The sequence below is a fragment of the Xanthobacter sp. NM-25 genome, from assembly GCF_022138605.1.
In the GTDB taxonomy this organism is placed as follows: domain Bacteria; phylum Pseudomonadota; class Alphaproteobacteria; order Rhizobiales; family Xanthobacteraceae; genus Xanthobacter.
In genome coordinates, this window is record NZ_JACBFS010000001.1 from 424,140 (window position 1) to 440,981 (window position 16,842).

Below are 16,842 nucleotides of genomic sequence, written 5' to 3' on the forward strand. Positions count from 1 at the left end.
GAGCGCATGAGATGAAAAAAGGCCGGCGGAGCAGCTCCGCCGGCCTTTTTATTTGGGTGATCGCGGCGTCACGCTCCGACGCGGGGCACCGGCACCAGGAGGCCGCGACGCTGCAGCTCCGCATAGGTCAGATCCAGCACCCGCCAGACGATGGCCACCAGTTCGTCGGCCTCGGCATGGGTGAGGGTGAAGGGTGGAGCCAGGATCATGCCGTCGCGCACGGCACGCATCACCAGCCCCTCGCGGAAGGAGAAATCCCGGCAGATGAGGCCCACCGTGCCCTCCTCGGCGGCGAAGGCGGCGCGGCTCGCCCTGTCGGGGGTCAGCTCCAGCGCACCGATGAGCCCCACCATGCGCGCCTCGCCCACCAGGGGGTGATCGGCAAGTTTCAGCCAACGCTCCTGGAGATAGGGGCCGATGTCGAACTTCACCCGCTCGACCAGCTTTTCCTCATGCATGATCTTGAGGTTGGCGAGCGCCGCCGCGCAGCCGCCGGGATGGCCGGAATAGGTGTAGCCGTGGTTGAATTCACCGCCGTTGGCGATGAAGCCCTCGGCCACCTTATCGCCGACGATCACGCCGCCGAGAGGGAAATAGCCGGAGGTGACGCCCTTGGCGAAGGTGAGGAGGTCCGGCTTCACGCCCATGAACTGGCTGCCGAACCATTCGCCGGTGCGTCCGAAACCGCAGATGACCTCGTCGCAGACCAGCAGCACGTCGCGCTCCCGGCAGATCTTCTCCACCGCCGGCCAGTAGCTGTCCGGAGGAATGATCACGCCGCCGGCGCCCTGGATGGGCTCGCCGATGAAAGCGGCCACATTCTCCGGCCCCGCCTCGTCGATGGCGCGGGCCACCTCATTGGCGGCGAACAGGCCGAATTCGTCCCGGTCCATGGTGCCGCCCTCGGCCCACCAATAGGGCTGCTGCACATGGATGATGTCGGGAATGGGCAGGCCGCCCTGGGCATGCATGGGCGCCATGCCGCCCAGCGACGCGCCGCCCATGGTGGAGCCGTGATAGGCATTCTTGCGGGAGATGAAGATGGTTTTCTGCGGCCGGCCCATAGCCGCCCAATAATGCCGCACCAGCCGCAGCACCGTATCCACCGCCTCCGAGCCGCCGGAGGTGAAGAACACCCGGCTCATGCCCTCCGGCGCCACCCCGGCGATGGCGGCAGCAAGCTCGGCGGCGGCGGGATGGGTGGTTTTGAAGAAGGTGTTGTAATAGTCGAGCTGGCTCAACTGAGTGGCGATGGCCTCGACGATCGCCTTGCGGCCGTGGCCGATCTGCGAGCACCACAGGCCGCTCATGCCGTCCAGGATCTTGTTGCCCTCGCTGTCGAAGACATAGGCCCCTTCCGCCCGGGTAATGACCCGGACCCCTTCGGCATTGAGCGCCTTGGTATCCGAGAACGGGTGCAGATGGTGCGCGGCGTCGAGCGCACGCCAATGGGCTGTCGAGTTGGACAGGGGGGCCGATGACACGATGGAGGCTCTCCAGAGACGAGCCGCACCGGGCAGACCGGGCCTTGCAAACGCAAATCCCGGCACGCCCACGGCACGGAGGGGCGGTATGAAGGATCCGTTCCGCGCCCTGCACCGTTGGAGCGGCAGCGCGCGGCGCAGACCTCCTGCACCTCAGAAGAGGTGAATTCCCATGTCCCGTCAAGAAAGGTGAAACGGCCGCTGGCCCCGCCCTGAGGCGCCCGTTGCACCCCCGGCTGCCGCCCCGAGAGGGACGCGCTAGCAGATTGGAAAATCAGAACATCCCTTTACCTTGGTGCAGGCTCGTGCGATGCCTGCCAAGCTCGTCCTTAGCCTTTGTCCGTGAGCGTCCTCTGCCGTGTCCGTCACCGTTCCTTCCCCCGCGATGGTCCCGCCTGCGGCGCGTGACGGCGCCCCTGCCCTGCCCGTGCGGGTGGTCGTCTTTGGAGGGCACAGCGCCACCTGGAACCAGACCCTCGCGGCTGGTGGGGTGGCGTGGAGCAAAGTGTCCGGCCTGGTGGACGTGATCACCATCAGAGGTTCGCACCGGCCACTCCCGCCTCCGCGCGACGACCTGCGCACCGTCGTCTTGCCGGTGATGGAAAGACATCTGCTGGCTTGCCCGCGGGATCAGCATCATGGCTTGCTCCCCCAGCCCCACGCGGTCCGCACCCTGGCCGACAAGAGCGCGTTTGCGGCCTATGTGATCCGTGAAGGCCTGGAGCGCTACTGCCCGGAAATATTCGCCTCCATCGAGGCCGCCCGGATGCCCTGCACCATCAAGCGGCTCGATCTGAATTCCGGTACCGGTGTCGAGATGGCAACCTCGCAGGCGCAGCTGGAGCGCTTTGCCGCGCGCCCGCCGTGGGCGGGCTTTCCTGTCCTGCTACAGGCCTATGTCCCACATACGCAGGAGTATGTGACGCATGCGGTCTGCCGCGAGGGCCGCATTCTGCTGCATCGAACCTATCGAATGACCCTGAAGAAGGACGTCCTCATCCGTCGTCCCAATTGCACGCAGACCTGCCAGTCCGTCACCCTGACGCAGGCGCAACTGTCGATGCTGGAGAGCTTCCTGCTTCCCCTGCGCTTCAGCGGCCCGTGCAACTTCGACTATGTCATTCGCGAGGATGGCACGGTCTGCGTGTTCGAGATCAACCCTCGGCTCGGAGGGTCGTTGATGGCGGCACAGAACCAGCAGGACCTGGCGGACACTCTGGCCGCCATTGTCCAACATGCTGAGCCGCTTGTGGAAGTCGACGCACGCCTTGCCATGTAACGCCGGCGCTGCATCTGGCGGTTTCCGAGACCTCCCCGCATGCTCTAGTCTGGCGCGCAGGGATACAGCACCGGAAAAGAAAGGCCGTTCCGCATGGAACCGGATTTTTGGCGCACGCGCTGGCTCAATAACCAGATCGGCTTTCACGAAGGCACGCCCAATGCCTTTCTCACCGAACATTTCGACCGCCTCACCCTGGCGCCGGGCGCGCGGGTGTTCGTGCCCCTGTGCGGCAAGACGCGGGACATCGCCTGGCTGCTCGCGCGCGGCTTCCAGGTGGTCGGCGCGGAGCTGAGCCCCATTGCGGTGGAGCAGTTGTTCGACGAGCTGGGCGTCCCCCCGGTGGTCACCGCCTCCGGCCCGCTGACCCGCTACAGCGGCCCCGCCATCGACATCTATCAGGGCGACATCTTCGACCTCGACCAGGCCACGCTGGGCCCGGTCGACGCCGTCTATGACCGCGCGGCGCTGGTGGCGCTGCCCGAAGCCATGCGCCGGCGCTATGCCGGGCACCTGGCCGAGATCACCGGTTCGGCCCCGCAGCTGCTGCTGTGCTTCACCTACGACCAGTCATTGGTGCCCGGCCCGCCGTTCTCCGTGTCACCGGAGGAGACCCACGCCCTCTATGCGGACAGCTACAAGGTCTCGCTTCTGGCCAGTACACCGCTCGCCGGCGGCCTGAAGGGGAAATATGACGCGCTGGAACACGCCTGGCTCCTCCGCCGCCCCTGAATCTGGCGCGGGCCGCTCCGAAGCGGCCCGCGTGGGTGTCACAAACGCGTCCAGACGGTTTTGAGGTCTGAGTATTTCTCCAGCGCGTGCAGCGACTTGTCGCGACCAAAGCCAGACTGCTTCACGCCACCGAAGGGCGTGGTGATATCGTCCGCATCGAAGCAGTTCACATAGACCACGCCAGCCTTGAAGCGCCGCGCCACCTTGTGGGCGGCGCCGAGATCGCCGCTCCACACCGATGCACCCAGGCCATAGATGGTGCCGTTGGCGATCTCCACCGCCTGATCCAGGCCATCGAAGCCGATGACGGATAGTACCGGGCCGAAAATCTCCTGCTGGGCGAGAGCCGACTTGGGCGCCACCCCATCGAACACGGTCGGCGCCACGAACGCCCCGCCGGTTTCCTCCAGCATGGCGGCACCGCCGGTGACCAGGCGCGCGCCCTCGCCAAGGCCGCGATCGATGGCCGCCAGGATGCGCTCCTGATGCTGGCGGCTGACCACCGCCCCGGCGCGGCTGGTCGACAGCAGTGGATCGCCCGGCATCCAGCGCGGCGCCAGGGCCGCGACCCGCGCCACGAGGTCATCGCGAATGCGATTGTCCACCAGCAGACGGGAGGCTGCCGTGCACATCTCCCCTTGATTGAAGAAGATGCCGGACGCCACCGCTTCGGCAACGGCATCGAGATCCGGCACGTCGTGGGCCACCACGAAGGCGGTCTTGCCACCGCATTCGAGCCCGACCCGCTTCAGATTGCTCTCGGCGGAATAGCGCATGAAAAGCTTGCCCACCTCGGTGGAGCCGGTGAAGGCGATGGCGTCCACATCCATGTGGAGCCCCAGCGCCTTGCCCGCCTCGGCACCAAGACCCGGCACCACGTTGAACACGCCATCCGGCAGCCCGGCCGCCTGGGCGAGCTCGGCGAGTCGCAAGGCAGTGAGGGGGGATTCCTCCGCCGGCTTCAGCACCACCGAATTGCCCATGGCCAAGGCCGGCGCCACCTTCCAGGCGGCCATGATCATGGGGAAATTCCAGGGCGTCACGCAGCCCACCACCCCCAGCGGCTCGCGCAGGATGAGCGCGAGATTATCACTGGTGGTGGGCGCCACCTCCCCATAGATCTTGTCGCAGCACTCGCCGTAATAGGCGAAGCAGTCGGCGGTGGCGCGCACGTCGATGGCCCGGGCATCCGCAATGGGTTTGCCCATGTTGAGGGTCTCGGTGAGCGCCAGCTCATCCCCATGAGCCCGGATCAGCTCGGCGAACCGCAGCAGGGTGCGCTTGCGCTCCAGCGGGCGCTGGCCGGCCCAGCGCCGGTCCTCGAACGCCCGACGGGCGGCGCCCACCGCGCGGTCGATGTCGGCGTGGTCACAGGCCGCCACGTCCGCCAGGTGTCGTCCGGTGGCCGGATTGACCGCGGCAAAGGTGCGGCCGGACTGCGCCGGCGCAAACCGCCCGTCGATGAACACGTCAGTCCGGAACGATGGATGGGCTGGAGAGGGGGATTCGACCGACGCCGACATGATCACTCCTGGACCAATCACTGCTGAGCCACAACGCGGGCCGCCCGAAGCCTCGCGCGCCGGCCCCGGCGCCGTCAAGACACGGCCCGAGCCACTGGCGCCAGCGGGCCAAGGAGGAAGGCGCCGCCAGTCCTTTCAGGCGCGCGCTTCGCTCACCGCTGCGGCGCCGTAGGGTCGCCGTCCTCGTCCTCTTCCGCCGTCACCGGAATGGCATAGGCGCCGGAGAGCCAGCGGTTGAGGTCGATGTCGGCGCACCGCTTGGAGCAGAACGGACGATACTTCTCCACCGCTGGCTTGCCGCAGATCGGGCAGGGCTTGGTGCGTGGCACGTCGGCCGCCTCGTTGTCGTTGGCCCCCTTCATTGCGCACGCTCCACCCAGCCGGCGCGAACCGGATAGCCTTCACCGGCCAGCAATTGAATCGTCTCGATCAGCGGCAGGCCGACCACGCTCGTGTAGGAGCCCACCAGCTTCACCACGAAGCTGCCGGCAATGCCCTGGATCGCGTACCCTCCGGCCTTGCCGCGCCACTCGCCACACGCCAGATAATCGTCCATCTCCTCCCGCGAGAGGCGCTTGAAGCGAACGCGGGTCTCCACCAGCCGGCTGTGATCACGGCCCTTCGCATCGACCACGCAGACGCCGGTGTACACCCGATGGGTGCGCCCCGACAGCAGCCGCAGGCAGTCGCGCGCCTCGTCCTGCAGATCGGGCTTGGGCAGAATGCGCCGGCCCACCGCCACCACCGTATCCGCGGCAAGCACCAACGCCTCCATACCGGCCTCGCGGGCACGGGCGGCCACCACCTTGCCCTTCTCCAGTGCCAGGCGCTGCGCCAGGCGCCGTGGCAGCTCCCCGCGCTCCGGGCTCTCATCCAGCTCCGCCGGCATGAGCAGGTCCGGCTCGATGCCGGCCTGGTTGAGCAGTGCGAGCCTGCGCGGCGAGCCGGACGCCAGGACGAGCTTCAATTGATCCGTCACAACCATCTCCCCATGCGGCCGGCGAGGCCGGCGCAAGTGGGCGGCACGCTACTGGAAACGAGGCGGCGTGTGAACGCCGCAGATGACAAAGGGGCGGAGCCGCCTGCCAGCCAGAACCCAGTCGGCACGGCCCCTCACGCCGGCCGCCGCGGGTCTTCCGCTGCAGAGCGCGGATCGGGGGCCACCAGCGGGAGCTCCAGCGTGAAGCACGTGCCACGGGACAGGCCCGCAACAGGGCTCTCGACGGAGATCCGCCCGCCCAGCAGATCGGTCACGATCTGATGCACGATGTGCAATCCGAGTCCGGTGCCGCCGCGCCCCCGCGCCGTGGTGAAGAAGGGCTCGAAGATGCGCGGCAGGATCTCCGCGGGAATGCCGACGCCATCGTCGCGGATCTCGATGGTCACCGCCGTCCGCCCTTTGCGCACGGCGCGCAGGTGCATCGTGCCGTGCCGGCCTTCCGGAAAGGCGTGCTTGAGCGTGTTGTTGAGCAGATTGGAGATCACCTGCGATAGGGGGCCGGGATAGCTGTCCATCTCCACGCCGGGTTCCAGCTCGAGATGCAGCGCGATGCCTTCGCTCGGCGACCATCGGCGCAGACGCGGGTCGGCATCGAGCACCGTCTCCGCGAGGTCCATCTTGCGCCGCGCCACCGTGGCGCGATCGACCGCCACCTGCTTGAAGCGGCGGACCAGCTCCGAGCAGCGCTGGATGGCGTCGCGGGCGAGACTGATATTGCCGTGGCTGGCACCGACGAAATCCGTCAGGTCGGAGCGACGGAGCCCCTCGACCATGCGCCGCTCCAGATGGCTCAGGTCTTCATCCGCCTTGCTCAGGGTCAAGGTGGCACTACCCAGCGGGGTGTTCAGCTCATGCGCCACCCCCGCCACCATCAGGCCCAGGGAGGACAGGCGCTCGGCACGGGCGATCTCCTGCTGCACCTCCTGCAGGTGCCGGTTGGCATCACGCAGATCCGCATTGGCCGCCACCAGCGCCCGCCGGTGGCTGGCCTCCCGCTCCAGGCTCCCGGCCAGGCGCACGCCAATCACCAGCATCATCACCGCGAATACCACTGCCATCACCGACAGCAGGATCTTGGCCTCGAGTTCCTGCCATTCCGCATGGGCCTCATTCATGCGCACCGCCACGTAAAGGGTGGTGCCAGGCCCGGCAATGGTCGACGCTTCGCCGGCGGTGATCAGCCGGTTGCCAAAAGTGACACGGCGGAACAGCCAGTAATGGGATCCCTGCTGCCACTGTCCGTGAGGCTCGGCCTGCATGGACTGCCACAGTTCCGGCAGATCCCTGAAGACACTGCCGCGATCCCCCGGTCGCTGCCACGCCCAGTCGTCCTCCGCCGAGGGCCCACGGATCCAATAGCCATCGGAATTGATCAGGAACAGGGAAAGCGCGGGCTCGTCGCCGGCGATCTTCTGGATCCGTGCGAGCAGGCTGGCCATGGCATAGTTAATGATGACGATGCCCCGCCGCACGCCATAGGGCACCACCGGCGTCGCCACGCGCAGCATGGGCTTGAACGGCTGCTCGACCACGCCGTGCTCCACGTTGAGGTCGATGGCAGAGAAATAGACCGCCTTGGCCGGCAGATCACGGCTGTCCTTGAAATAGGGGCGATCCGCCTTGTCCTGAAGCTCACCGAGGGAGACGATGCCCACCGCCCCGGCCGCCCGATCCACCCGCAGCCGCTCCAGACCCGCCTCGTCCAGCCACCGCACCTGGTCATAATCCGGAGAGGAGGACGCGAAGCTGGCGAAGATGCGTCCGCCGATGCCTTCGGGCGTCAGATCCTGCGGAGGAAGCTGCACCGCGATCGAGCTGAGAAACAGGATATCCCGCCCCAGCCGATCGAGCACGCGCTGGATGATGTCGTCGACGCTGCGCAGCAGATCCTGCCCCCGCGCCGTGCGGGCCTCCCGGGGGCCCTCCTCCACCTGCCACCACAACAAAGGGAAGGCGAGGCCGATGAGAACGGCCCACGGCAGCAGAAACAGCCCAATGCGCTTGCGCTGCCGGAGCAGCAGGGAGATCACGCCGGCCGACCAGCCGATCAGCTCCCGGGCCACGGCCTCAATCCGCCCGGGGCGCGCCGCACTCGCCCCATGGTTTTCGCCCTCGCGAGGGGCCAAAGAGACTCCGGACAGCTCGCCACGCTCAGGAATGTTCGTCACCAGAGCCCCCGCTGCAATACCACCGGTCTGGCGGGGCGCGCGGCGCAGGAGCGCCGCCATTTGCCCGCCCAGCCGCCACCCGCTCTCTCCTTGGCCGCCCGGTAGGGCCACCAGATCCGCCCCCTATGCCGCGAGCCGCTTGAGCAGCGCGCCCAGGCTGTCCGGCCGGCCGAACAGATAGCCCTGGGCCAGGCCGCATCCGTTCTGCCGCAACCACTGCGCCTGTGCCTCGGTCTCCACGCCCTCGGCCAGCACCACCATATTCATGCGGGCCCCCAGGCGCACCATCATTTCAGTAATACTATTGTCCTCTTCCGCATCATCCAAGCGGGCCACAAAGCTACGATCAATTTTTAGCTTTGTCGGCCGCAACGATCGAAGCAATGTCAGAGACGAATACCCCGTTCCGAAATCGTCTATGGCCAACGGAAAGCCGGATGCAGTGAGCTGGTCGAGAATTCCACGCGCGAACTTCTGCTCCTGGACGGCGATGGACTCCGTAATCTCCAGCTCAATGGTGGGAGGCGCCACCCCAAACTCACTGCAGCTGGTTGCAACTTCGGCCGCGAAGACCTCGCGATCGAGCTGGCGCGGCGACACATTGACGGCCAACACGAGATCGAAGCCTTCGGCCATCAGCCGCGCCTGCGCCTCGCATGCCTTACGCAAAATGCGCTGCCCCAGCGGCACGATGAGTCCATTGGCTTCCGCCAGGGGAATGAACTGCCCCGGTGGAATGACCGTGCCATCGGGCTGCGTCCAGCGCGCCAGCACCTCGGCGCCCACGATCTGCCCCGTGCTGAGGTCCACCTGGGGCTGGAACACCACCGAGATCTCGTCCCGCTGCAGGGCCCTGTAGAGGTCGCGGGAGCGGGAGAAGCGGCGCTGCACCTCCTCATCGAGATCCGGCTCGTAGCTCAGCGTCCGCTCGCCGCCGAGCAGGGTCGCGCGCTTCAGCAGCAGCAGGCCGGTGGCCAGCGCGTTCTGCGCCGAACCGTGCACCTGGTCGAGATCGAGGCGCGCGGAATCCACCCCGATGAAGGGCGCGTCATCCACCGCCGCCCCCATCTCGACACCGCTGAGCAATTCGGCACGGATGGCATCCGCGGGCCCGAGCACCGCAAAAGTATCCTCGTAAAGGCGCGCCAGCATGCAGGGCGCCGGAAACAGGTCGGCGAGCCGCGCCGCCACGTTCTTCAGCATCAGATTGCCCTGCTCGACACCCAGCGCCACGCAGCTCTGCGCATACTGGTCCAGCTCCAGGAGCAGCAGCACACGGTTGCGCGGCACCGGCAGATCCAGCGCCGCCTCCAACGCCCGACGCAGGGCATTGCCGTTGGGGATGTTCAGCAGTTGATCCTGATAGGCAAGATGATCCAGGCGGCTGGCCAGGGCGACGTTGACCAGACCGGTGTTGATGTTGGAGGTGAAGACGCCGAGCAGCTCCCGCTCGGTGTCGTCCAACGGCCGGCCGGTCGCCAGATAGGCGGCGGCGTGATCGTGCTCCAGCTCGGTGCCCGCCAGGAAGATCACCTGGCTGTCGTCGCACGCCAGGGATTGGCGGGACGACAGCGCCTCGTGGAGCAGCCCGCGGATCCCGTCATCCTCCAACGCCTCCAACGGCTGGCCGACCGCCTCCTGGAACCGCCCGGCGGAACCGATGATGCGCGCGACACCCGGCTCGCCACTGTCGCCACGCACGCAGACGATCCCATCCGCCTGCACCCCGAACAGGGTGGCGAGCTGCAGGATCATGCGGCAGGCGAAATCCTGGAAGCCCGTAGCCCGGGCCAGCGAGTTGCTGGCTTCAACGATGCCCTGCAAGCCGCGGCGGGCGCGGTTGAGCGCGCGGATCTGCTCCCAGGTGCGCAGATTGCTCACCAGGATGGAATGGAGCCGCGCGTTGCTGAGATCCGTCTTCAGCCAATAATCAGAAATGTCGAACTGTTCGAGGGACATCTGCATGGGCGCCATGCCCGGCTGGCCGGTCAGCAGAATGATGCGGATCTCCGCATTGCCCATGACCTCCCGGATGGTCCGCACGAGCCGCAGGCCGGCGTCGTCGGTTTCCATCACCACATCAAGCAGCACCAGGGCGACATCGCTGCGCTCGGACAGAACCTTGGCCGCCTGCCCGGCCGAATTGGCCGAAAGGAAAACCACCTCCGCGTCGCGGTAGCGAAATCGCGTCAAGGACTGACGCAGCGAGCGTTGAAACAGCTCGTCGTCGTCGACACTCAGGATCACGAAGGAGGGTTTCACGTGACAGCTGACACAGGGGTCGACGCGAGCCTCATCCGAGAATTCGAAAAAGTCGTCCTCCTGATCTCGAGCGCCAGTTCGGACGACGTCACCCGTATGCATGCTCGACCTCCCTCGTACGACGAAAGGCCCCCGCTGCGACAAAATGACTATTTTCTACAACCTAAAGCGCAATTTCGGTTTGAATCAACCGGTTTCTTCTGCGAGCGCTTCCGGCGGCACAGCCCTGCGTGGGGATCTACTTTAGTCTAGACCCTACGGGATACCTCCGTCGAGTCCATCGCGGCAATCAAGCCTTCAAAGCTGGCGAGAGAGTGCACCGGTCGAAAATCGTCCACATGGGGTCGCATGGCGGCGATGCCCTGCGCCTTCGGCGCGAAGCCCTCGAATCGCAACAGCGGGTTGAGCCACACCAACCGTCGGCAATTGCGCTGCAAGCAGGCCATTTCCTCGGACAGGCACCCGTCGGGTTCGCGCTCCAATCCGTCGCTGAACAGAAGAACCACGGGCCCCTGCGCCATGAGCCGCCGCGACCAGCGGCGATTGAACTGGTGGAGATTGGCGCTGATGCGCGTGCCCCCCGCCCAGTCGGACGCCGCCCGCGCCACCGCCGCCAGGGCGGCTTCCGGGTCCCGCCGGGCGAGCGCCCGCGTCACCGGGGTCAGCCGGGTGCCGAACAGGAAGGTCGCCACCGGCCTGCGTTCACCCAGCGCGTGGAGGAAATGCAGGATGGGTTGCGAATAATCGGCCATGGAGCCGGAGATATCCACCAGCGCCACCACCGGCACCGGCTTCACCCGCGCCCGCAGCCACCGCAGCGGCAGCACGGCGCCGCCCGTTGCCGGCGCCTGGCGGAGCATGGCCCGCAGATCGAGCCGCCGGCCCCGCGCCGCCGGCACGAGGCGACGGCTCGGCACCGTCTCCACCGGCAGCCGCAAGGCGGCGATGCGGCGGCGGGCCTCGGCCATCTCCTGCGCGCTCATGGCGGCGAAATCCTTGGTGCGCAATACGTCCTCGCTAGAGGCGAGGCGCCGCGCCTCGATCTCCAGCCGCTCTTCCCGAGGCGGTGCCGTGGGCGCGCCTCCCTGAAGCAGCGCCTCCTCCACCCGCCGCAGAATGGTCTCCCGCCGCCCGCCCGAAAGCGGCACCGCCGCCGGCGACAGCAGTGCCATGAGCTTGTCCTCTCGTCCCCGCCGGCGCCAGAACAGGCGGAAGGCCTGGTGGAACACCGGCATATCCTCATGGCGCGAGACGAACAGCGCGTGCAGGGTCCAGTAGAAATCCGCCCGGTCGCCGATGCCACCGGCGGCCACCGCCTCCACCGCATCCACCACCCGGCCCGGCCCCACCTTGAGGCCGGCGGCGCGCAGGGCGCGGCCGAAATAGGCGATATTGTCGGCGAGCCGCCCGGCTGCCGCAGCCGCAGGCTCCATGGCTACTGCGTCTCCATGGTTATTCCGCCGCCCGCACGGCGCGGCGCGCCTCTTCGATCAGCCGCTCGATGCGCCCCGCGTCGGTCTTGGCGATGTCGTCCTGATATTTGAGCAGCACGCCCAGCGTATCGCCCACCTGGCCGGGATCGAGGGCGACGGCGTCGAGCTCCACCAGTGCCGAGGCCCAGTCGAGGGTTTCCGCCACCCCCGGCACCTTAAACAGATCATCTTTCCGCAGCGCCTGCACAAACGCCACTACCTCCCGCGACAAGGTGGCGCCCACACCCGGCAGGCGGGCGCGCAGAATGGCGAGTTCCCGCTCGGCATCGGGATAATCCACCCAGTGATAGAGGCAGCGCCGCTTCAGGGCATCGTGGATCTCGCGGGTGCGGTTGGAGGTGAGGAGGATGATGGGCGGTGCCGGCGCCTTCACCGTGCCGATCTCCGGAATGGTCACCTGGAAATCGGCCAGCACCTCCAGCAGGAAGGCCTCGAACGCCGCATCGGTGCGGTCGAGCTCGTCCACCAGCAGCACCGGCGGGCCTTCGGGATGCGGCTCCAGGGCCTCCAGCAGCGGCCGGCGCAGCAGATAGCGCTCGGAAAACACATCCGCCGCCATGGCGCCCTTGTCGCTTTCACCCGCCGCCTCAGCGAGGCGGATGGCGATCATCTGCGCCGCATAATTCCATTCATAGACGGCGGCGGACTGGTCGAGCCCCTCATAGCACTGCAGGCGGATCAGCCGGCGCCCCAGCGCCGTGGCCAGGGTCTTCGCCACCTCAGTCTTGCCGACGCCCGCCTCTCCTTCCAGCAGCAGCGGCCGGCCCATGCGCAAGGCGAGGAACAGCACGGTGGCGAGCGGCCGGTCGGCCACATAGCCGGCGCCGCGCAGCAGGCCGATGGTGGCGTCGATGGAGGCGGGAGCGGTTGCTGTCATGACATCAACTTAACCAGAGGCCGGAAGGAACTCGGCGCGACTAGAGGCAAACGGAGGCGTCCCCCTTCGCCGGCCTCCGCGAACGCGGCCTCAGCGGGCCGCCTTCTCCACCGCGCGCTGGGCCATCACCTTCACCAATTGGGCGCGATAGGCGGCGCTGCCGTGCAGATCGCTCATCAGTTCGTCCGGATCGGGAGTAAGAGTGTCGAGGACCTGAGGACTGAAATCGGAGGTGAGCGCCTCCCCCGCCTCGGTCCAGAGGAACACACCCGACTGGCCGGCCCCGGTGACCGCCACCCGCACCTCGGCGGCGGTCTTGGCGACGAACACCCCGGCCATGGCATAGCGCGAGGCGGGGTTGCGGAACTTCATGTAGGCGGCACACTCTACCTGCGGGAAATCCACCCGGGTGATGATCTCGCCCTCCTCCAGCGCGGTCTCGAACAGGCCCCGGAAATAGTCGCCGGCGGGGATCTCGCGCCGGTCGGTCACCACGATCGCATTGAGGGCCAGCACCGCGGCCGGATAATCGGCGGTGGGATCGTCATTGGCGAGGGAACCGCCAAGGGTCCCGCGATTGCGCACCGCCACGTCGCCAATGCCGCCGGCCAGGTCCGCCAGCGCCGGGATGACCTCACGCACAACCGGGGATGACGCAACCTCCACATGGCGGGTCATGGCGCCGATGGCGAGGCCTTCGGCGGTGCGGGTGATGCCGACGAGGCCAGGAATGCGCGAGAGATCGACCAGCGCGCTCGGCTGGGCGAGCCGCTGCTTCAGGGTGGGGAGGAGGGTCTGCCCGCCGGCGAGCAGCTTGGCCTCGCCATCGGCGGCGAGCGCACCCACCGCGTCGGACAGCGCCTCGGGGCGCTGATAGGTGAAGGCGAACATGGGCTCCTCCTATTCCGCGGCGGCGCGCGCGGCGCGAGCCTGGATGATCTCCCACACCCGCGCCGGAGTGGCCGGCATGGGCACCTCCTCGGTGCCAAGGGCCTGGGTGAGGGCGTTGATGACGGCAGCCGGGGCGGCGATGGCGCCGGCCTCGCCGCAGCCCTTGATGCCGAGCGGATTGGACGGGCAGCGGGTCTGCGTCATTCCCACCTGGAATGCCGGCAGGTCGCCGGCCCGGGGCATGGTGTAGTCCATGTAGGAGCCGGTCACGAGCTGACCGTCGGCGTCATAGACCACCCCTTCCAGCAGCGCCTGCCCCACCCCCTGGGCGATGCCGCCATGGACCTGGCCTTCGACGATCATGGGATTGATGACCACCCCGAAATCGTCCACCGCCGTGAAGTTCACGATGGTGGTGACGCCGGTCAGCGGGTCCACCTCCAACTCGCAGACATGGCAGCCGGCGGGGAAGGTGAAATTGGTGGGGTCGTAGAACGCCCCCTCCTTCAGCCCCGGCTCGATCTCCGAGGTGGGGAATTTGTGCGCCACATAGGCGTTGAGGGCCACCTCGGCGAAGGCCAGCGACCGGTCGGTGCCGGCCACGGTGAAGCGGCCGTCCTTGAACTCGATGTCCCCTTCGGAGGCTTCCAGCATGTAGGCAGCGATCTTCTTCGCCTTGGCCTCCACCTTGTCGAGGGCCCGGGAGATGGCCGACATGCCGACCGCGCCGGAGCGCGAGCCGTAGGTGCCCATGCCGAACTGCACCTTGTCGGTGTCGCCATGCACCACGCTCACCTGCTCGATGGGAATGCCGAGCCGGGCGGACACCAGCTGGGCGAAAGTGGTCTCATGGCCCTGGCCATGGCTGTGGGAGCCGGTGAGCACCTCCACATTGCCGGTGGGGTTCACCCGCACCTCGGCGCTCTCCCACAGCCCCACCCCAGCCCCGAGGGAGCCGACCGCCGCCGAGGGGGCGATGCCGCAGGCCTCGATATAATTGGACAGGCCGATGCCCCGGAGCTTGCCGCGCCGCGCCGCTTCCGCCTGGCGGACAGGAAAGCCGGCGTAATCCGAGAACTCCAGCGCCTTGTCGAGGGCGGCGCCATAGTCGCCGGCGTCATAATTCATGATGACCGGGGTCTGGTGGGGAAAGGCGGTGATGAAGTTGCGGCGGCGGAATTGGGCGGAATCCTGCCCCAGCTCCCGCGCCGCCTTCTCGACGATGCGCTCCACCAGGAAGGTGGCCTCCGGCCGGCCGGCGCCGCGATAGGCATCCACCGGCGCGGTGGTGGTGTAGAGCGCATCCACCTCGCAATAGATGGCCGGGATGTCGTATTGGCCCGAGAGCAGGGTTGCGTAGAGATAGGTGGGAATGGACGAGGCGAAGGTGGAGAGATAGGCGCCCATATTGGCGCGGGTGTGCACCCTGAGGCCAAGGATCTTGCCCTCGGCATCGAGCGCCAGCTCGGCATGGGTGCGGTGGTCGCGGCCATGGGCATCGGAGAGAAAGGCCTCCGAGCGGTCGGAGGTCCATTTCACCGGCCGCCCCACCCGCCGCGACGCCCAGGCGCAGACCGTCTCTTCCGCATAGATGAAGATCTTGGAGCCGAAGCCGCCGCCCACATCTGGGGCGATGACCCGGAGCTTATGCTCGGGGGCGATGCCGACGAAGGCGGAGAGCACCAGCCGCGCCACATGGGGGTTCTGGCTGGTGGTCCACAGGGTATAGGCCTCGTCACCGCTGTCATAGTCGCCGATGGCGGCGCGCGGCTCCATGGGGTTGGGCGCGAGGCGGTTGTTGACGAGGTCGATGGTGGTCACATGGGCGGCACGGGCAAAGGCGGCCTCGGTGGCGGCCTTGTCGCCCAGCTCCCACTCGAACGCCGTATTGGCCGGCGCGCAGTCGTGGATCTGCGCGCCCTCCCGGGCATGGGCGAGATCGGCCACCGCGGGCAGCTCCTCATAATCCACCGCGATGGCAGCGGCGGCGTCCTTGGCGGCGTTGAGGCTTTCGGCGATCACCACCGCCACGTGGTCGCCCACATAGCGCACCTTGTCCTTCGCCAGGGCCGGATGGGACCCCATCTTCATGGGGCTGCCGTCCTTGGAATGGATCATCCAGCCGCAAATGAGATCGCCGATGCCATCGGCGGCAAGATCAGCGCCGGTGAGGATGTCCACCACCCCCGGCATGGCCTTGGCCGCGGCGATGTCGAGCCCGCGAATGGCGGCATGGGCGAAGGGTGAGCGCAGGAAATAGGCGTAGGCCTGGCCGGGGCGGTCGAGATCGTCGGTGTAACGGCCCTTGCCGGTGATGAAGCGGTGGTCTTCCTTGCGGCGCACCGCAGCGCCGATGGGCGTGATGGTGGCGGTGCTCATGGCATCCTCCCGAGGCGCCCGGCCCGGACGGCTGGCGCGGCAAAGCTGAGGTCTTAGGGGGCCACGCGACACAGCGCGCCGGCCCGCTGGAACGCGCGCGGCTATTCGGCGGCGAGATCGCGCGGGGCGCCCATGGCCTGCGCACCGGCGGTGATGGCCCTGACGATGTTGTGGTAGCCGGTGCAGCGGCACAAATTGCCGTCGAGATTGTCGCGGATGGTCGGCTCGTCGAGGCCGGGGCCGAAGCGCGCCACCAGATCCACCGCGCTCATGATCATGCCCGGGGTGCAGAAGCCGCACTGCAGGCCGTGATGCTCGCGGAACGCCTCCTGCATGGGATGCAGGGTGGTGCCCTGGGCAAGGCCCTCGATAGTGGTCACCGCGCGGCCATCCGCCTGCACCGCAAGGGTGGTGCAGGATTTCACCGCCTCGCCATCGAGATGCACCACGCAGGCGCCGCACTGGCTGGTGTCGCAGCCCACATGGGTGCCGGTGAGATCGAGCGCCTCGCGCAGGAACTGGACCAAGAGGGTGCGCGGCTCCACCACGGCGGAAACGGCGCGTCCGTTCACCGTGAGCGAGATGGCGATGGTGGCAGAAGCATTGTGACGGGCCTGGGCAGAATCCTGGGTCTGCACAGAAACGTGCGCCTGGGTCATTCCTCACCTCCGCGGGGTCGAAGCCCCTTTTGCGGCACGGAGTTGGTCTCCGCGTCCGCCTCCGGCGTGTCGCCGGACTGAAGTGAACCCAGTGT

The 16,842-nt window shown here is 67.5% G+C and carries 13 protein-coding genes; 2 read left to right on the forward strand and 11 right to left on the reverse strand.

Annotated elements, in window-relative coordinates:
• Positions 1 to 68: 68 nt before the first annotated feature.
• Positions 69 to 1,484 (reverse strand): aspartate aminotransferase family protein, encoded by a 1,416-nt coding sequence (locus MEU52_RS02020; RefSeq protein WP_238121629.1) that lies wholly within the window; start codon positions 1,482 to 1,484, stop codon positions 69 to 71.
• A 358-nt stretch (positions 1,485 to 1,842) separates the two neighbouring features.
• Here MEU52_RS02020 and MEU52_RS02025 point away from each other — a divergent pair, with 358 nt between their 5' ends.
• Together MEU52_RS02025 and tmpT are read left to right on the forward strand one after the other, a co-directional pair.
• Positions 1,843 to 2,763 carry a hypothetical protein gene (locus MEU52_RS02025; RefSeq protein ID WP_238121628.1) on the forward strand — a complete coding sequence of 307 codons (921 nt, stop codon included), beginning with the start codon at positions 1,843 to 1,845 and terminating at the stop codon, positions 2,761 to 2,763.
• 93 nt (positions 2,764 to 2,856) lie between these two features.
• Complete coding sequence (gene tmpT / locus MEU52_RS02030; protein ID WP_238121627.1) at positions 2,857 to 3,495, forward strand: thiopurine S-methyltransferase; 639 nt, start codon at positions 2,857 to 2,859, stop codon at positions 3,493 to 3,495.
• Between the two features lie 38 nt (positions 3,496 to 3,533).
• On the opposite strand, the gene MEU52_RS02035 is transcribed toward tmpT, so the two are convergent.
• The 10 genes from MEU52_RS02035 to MEU52_RS02080 all read right to left on the reverse strand — a co-directional run bounded on the left by MEU52_RS02035 (position 3,534) and on the right by MEU52_RS02080 (position 16,747).
• Entirely contained in the window at positions 3,534 to 5,018 is a 1,485-nt protein-coding gene (locus tag MEU52_RS02035) for an aldehyde dehydrogenase (protein WP_238121626.1), read from the reverse strand.
• Positions 5,019 to 5,170: 152 nt separating this feature from the next.
• Positions 5,171 to 5,380 (reverse strand): DNA gyrase inhibitor YacG, encoded by a 210-nt coding sequence (gene yacG, locus MEU52_RS02040; protein ID WP_238121625.1) that lies wholly within the window; start codon positions 5,378 to 5,380, stop codon positions 5,171 to 5,173.
• Positions 5,377 to 5,997: a Maf-like protein gene (locus MEU52_RS02045; protein ID WP_238121624.1), complete on the reverse strand. Its 621-nt coding sequence runs from the start codon at positions 5,995 to 5,997 to the stop codon at positions 5,377 to 5,379. The genes yacG and MEU52_RS02045 overlap by 4 nt, the downstream gene beginning before the upstream one ends.
• 134 nt (positions 5,998 to 6,131) lie before the next feature.
• On the reverse strand, positions 6,132 to 8,081 hold the full coding sequence (locus MEU52_RS21910; RefSeq protein ID WP_238121623.1) for a sensor histidine kinase: 1,950 nt from the start codon (positions 8,079 to 8,081) through the stop codon (positions 6,132 to 6,134).
• A gap of 228 nt (positions 8,082 to 8,309) precedes the next feature.
• Positions 8,310 to 10,448 (reverse strand): EAL domain-containing protein, encoded by a 2,139-nt coding sequence (locus MEU52_RS02055; RefSeq protein WP_238121622.1) that lies wholly within the window; start codon positions 10,446 to 10,448, stop codon positions 8,310 to 8,312.
• Positions 10,449 to 10,696: 248 nt separating this feature from the next.
• Positions 10,697 to 11,881, reverse strand: coding sequence for a vWA domain-containing protein (locus MEU52_RS02060; protein WP_238121621.1), 1,185 nt, complete (start codon positions 11,879 to 11,881; stop codon positions 10,697 to 10,699).
• A 19-nt stretch (positions 11,882 to 11,900) separates the two neighbouring features.
• Positions 11,901 to 12,818, reverse strand: a complete 918-nt coding sequence (locus MEU52_RS02065; protein WP_238121620.1) for an AAA family ATPase — start codon at positions 12,816 to 12,818, stop codon at positions 11,901 to 11,903.
• 90 nt (positions 12,819 to 12,908) lie between these two features.
• A complete protein-coding gene (locus MEU52_RS02070; RefSeq protein WP_238121619.1) occupies positions 12,909 to 13,709 on the reverse strand; it encodes an FAD binding domain-containing protein in 801 nt (266 codons plus the stop codon).
• A gap of 9 nt (positions 13,710 to 13,718) precedes the next feature.
• On the reverse strand, positions 13,719 to 16,088 hold the full coding sequence (locus tag MEU52_RS02075; RefSeq protein ID WP_238121618.1) for a xanthine dehydrogenase family protein molybdopterin-binding subunit: 2,370 nt from the start codon (positions 16,086 to 16,088) through the stop codon (positions 13,719 to 13,721).
• A gap of 101 nt (positions 16,089 to 16,189) precedes the next feature.
• A complete protein-coding gene (locus MEU52_RS02080; protein ID WP_238121617.1) occupies positions 16,190 to 16,747 on the reverse strand; it encodes a (2Fe-2S)-binding protein in 558 nt (185 codons plus the stop codon).
• Positions 16,748 to 16,842 lie beyond the last annotated feature (95 nt).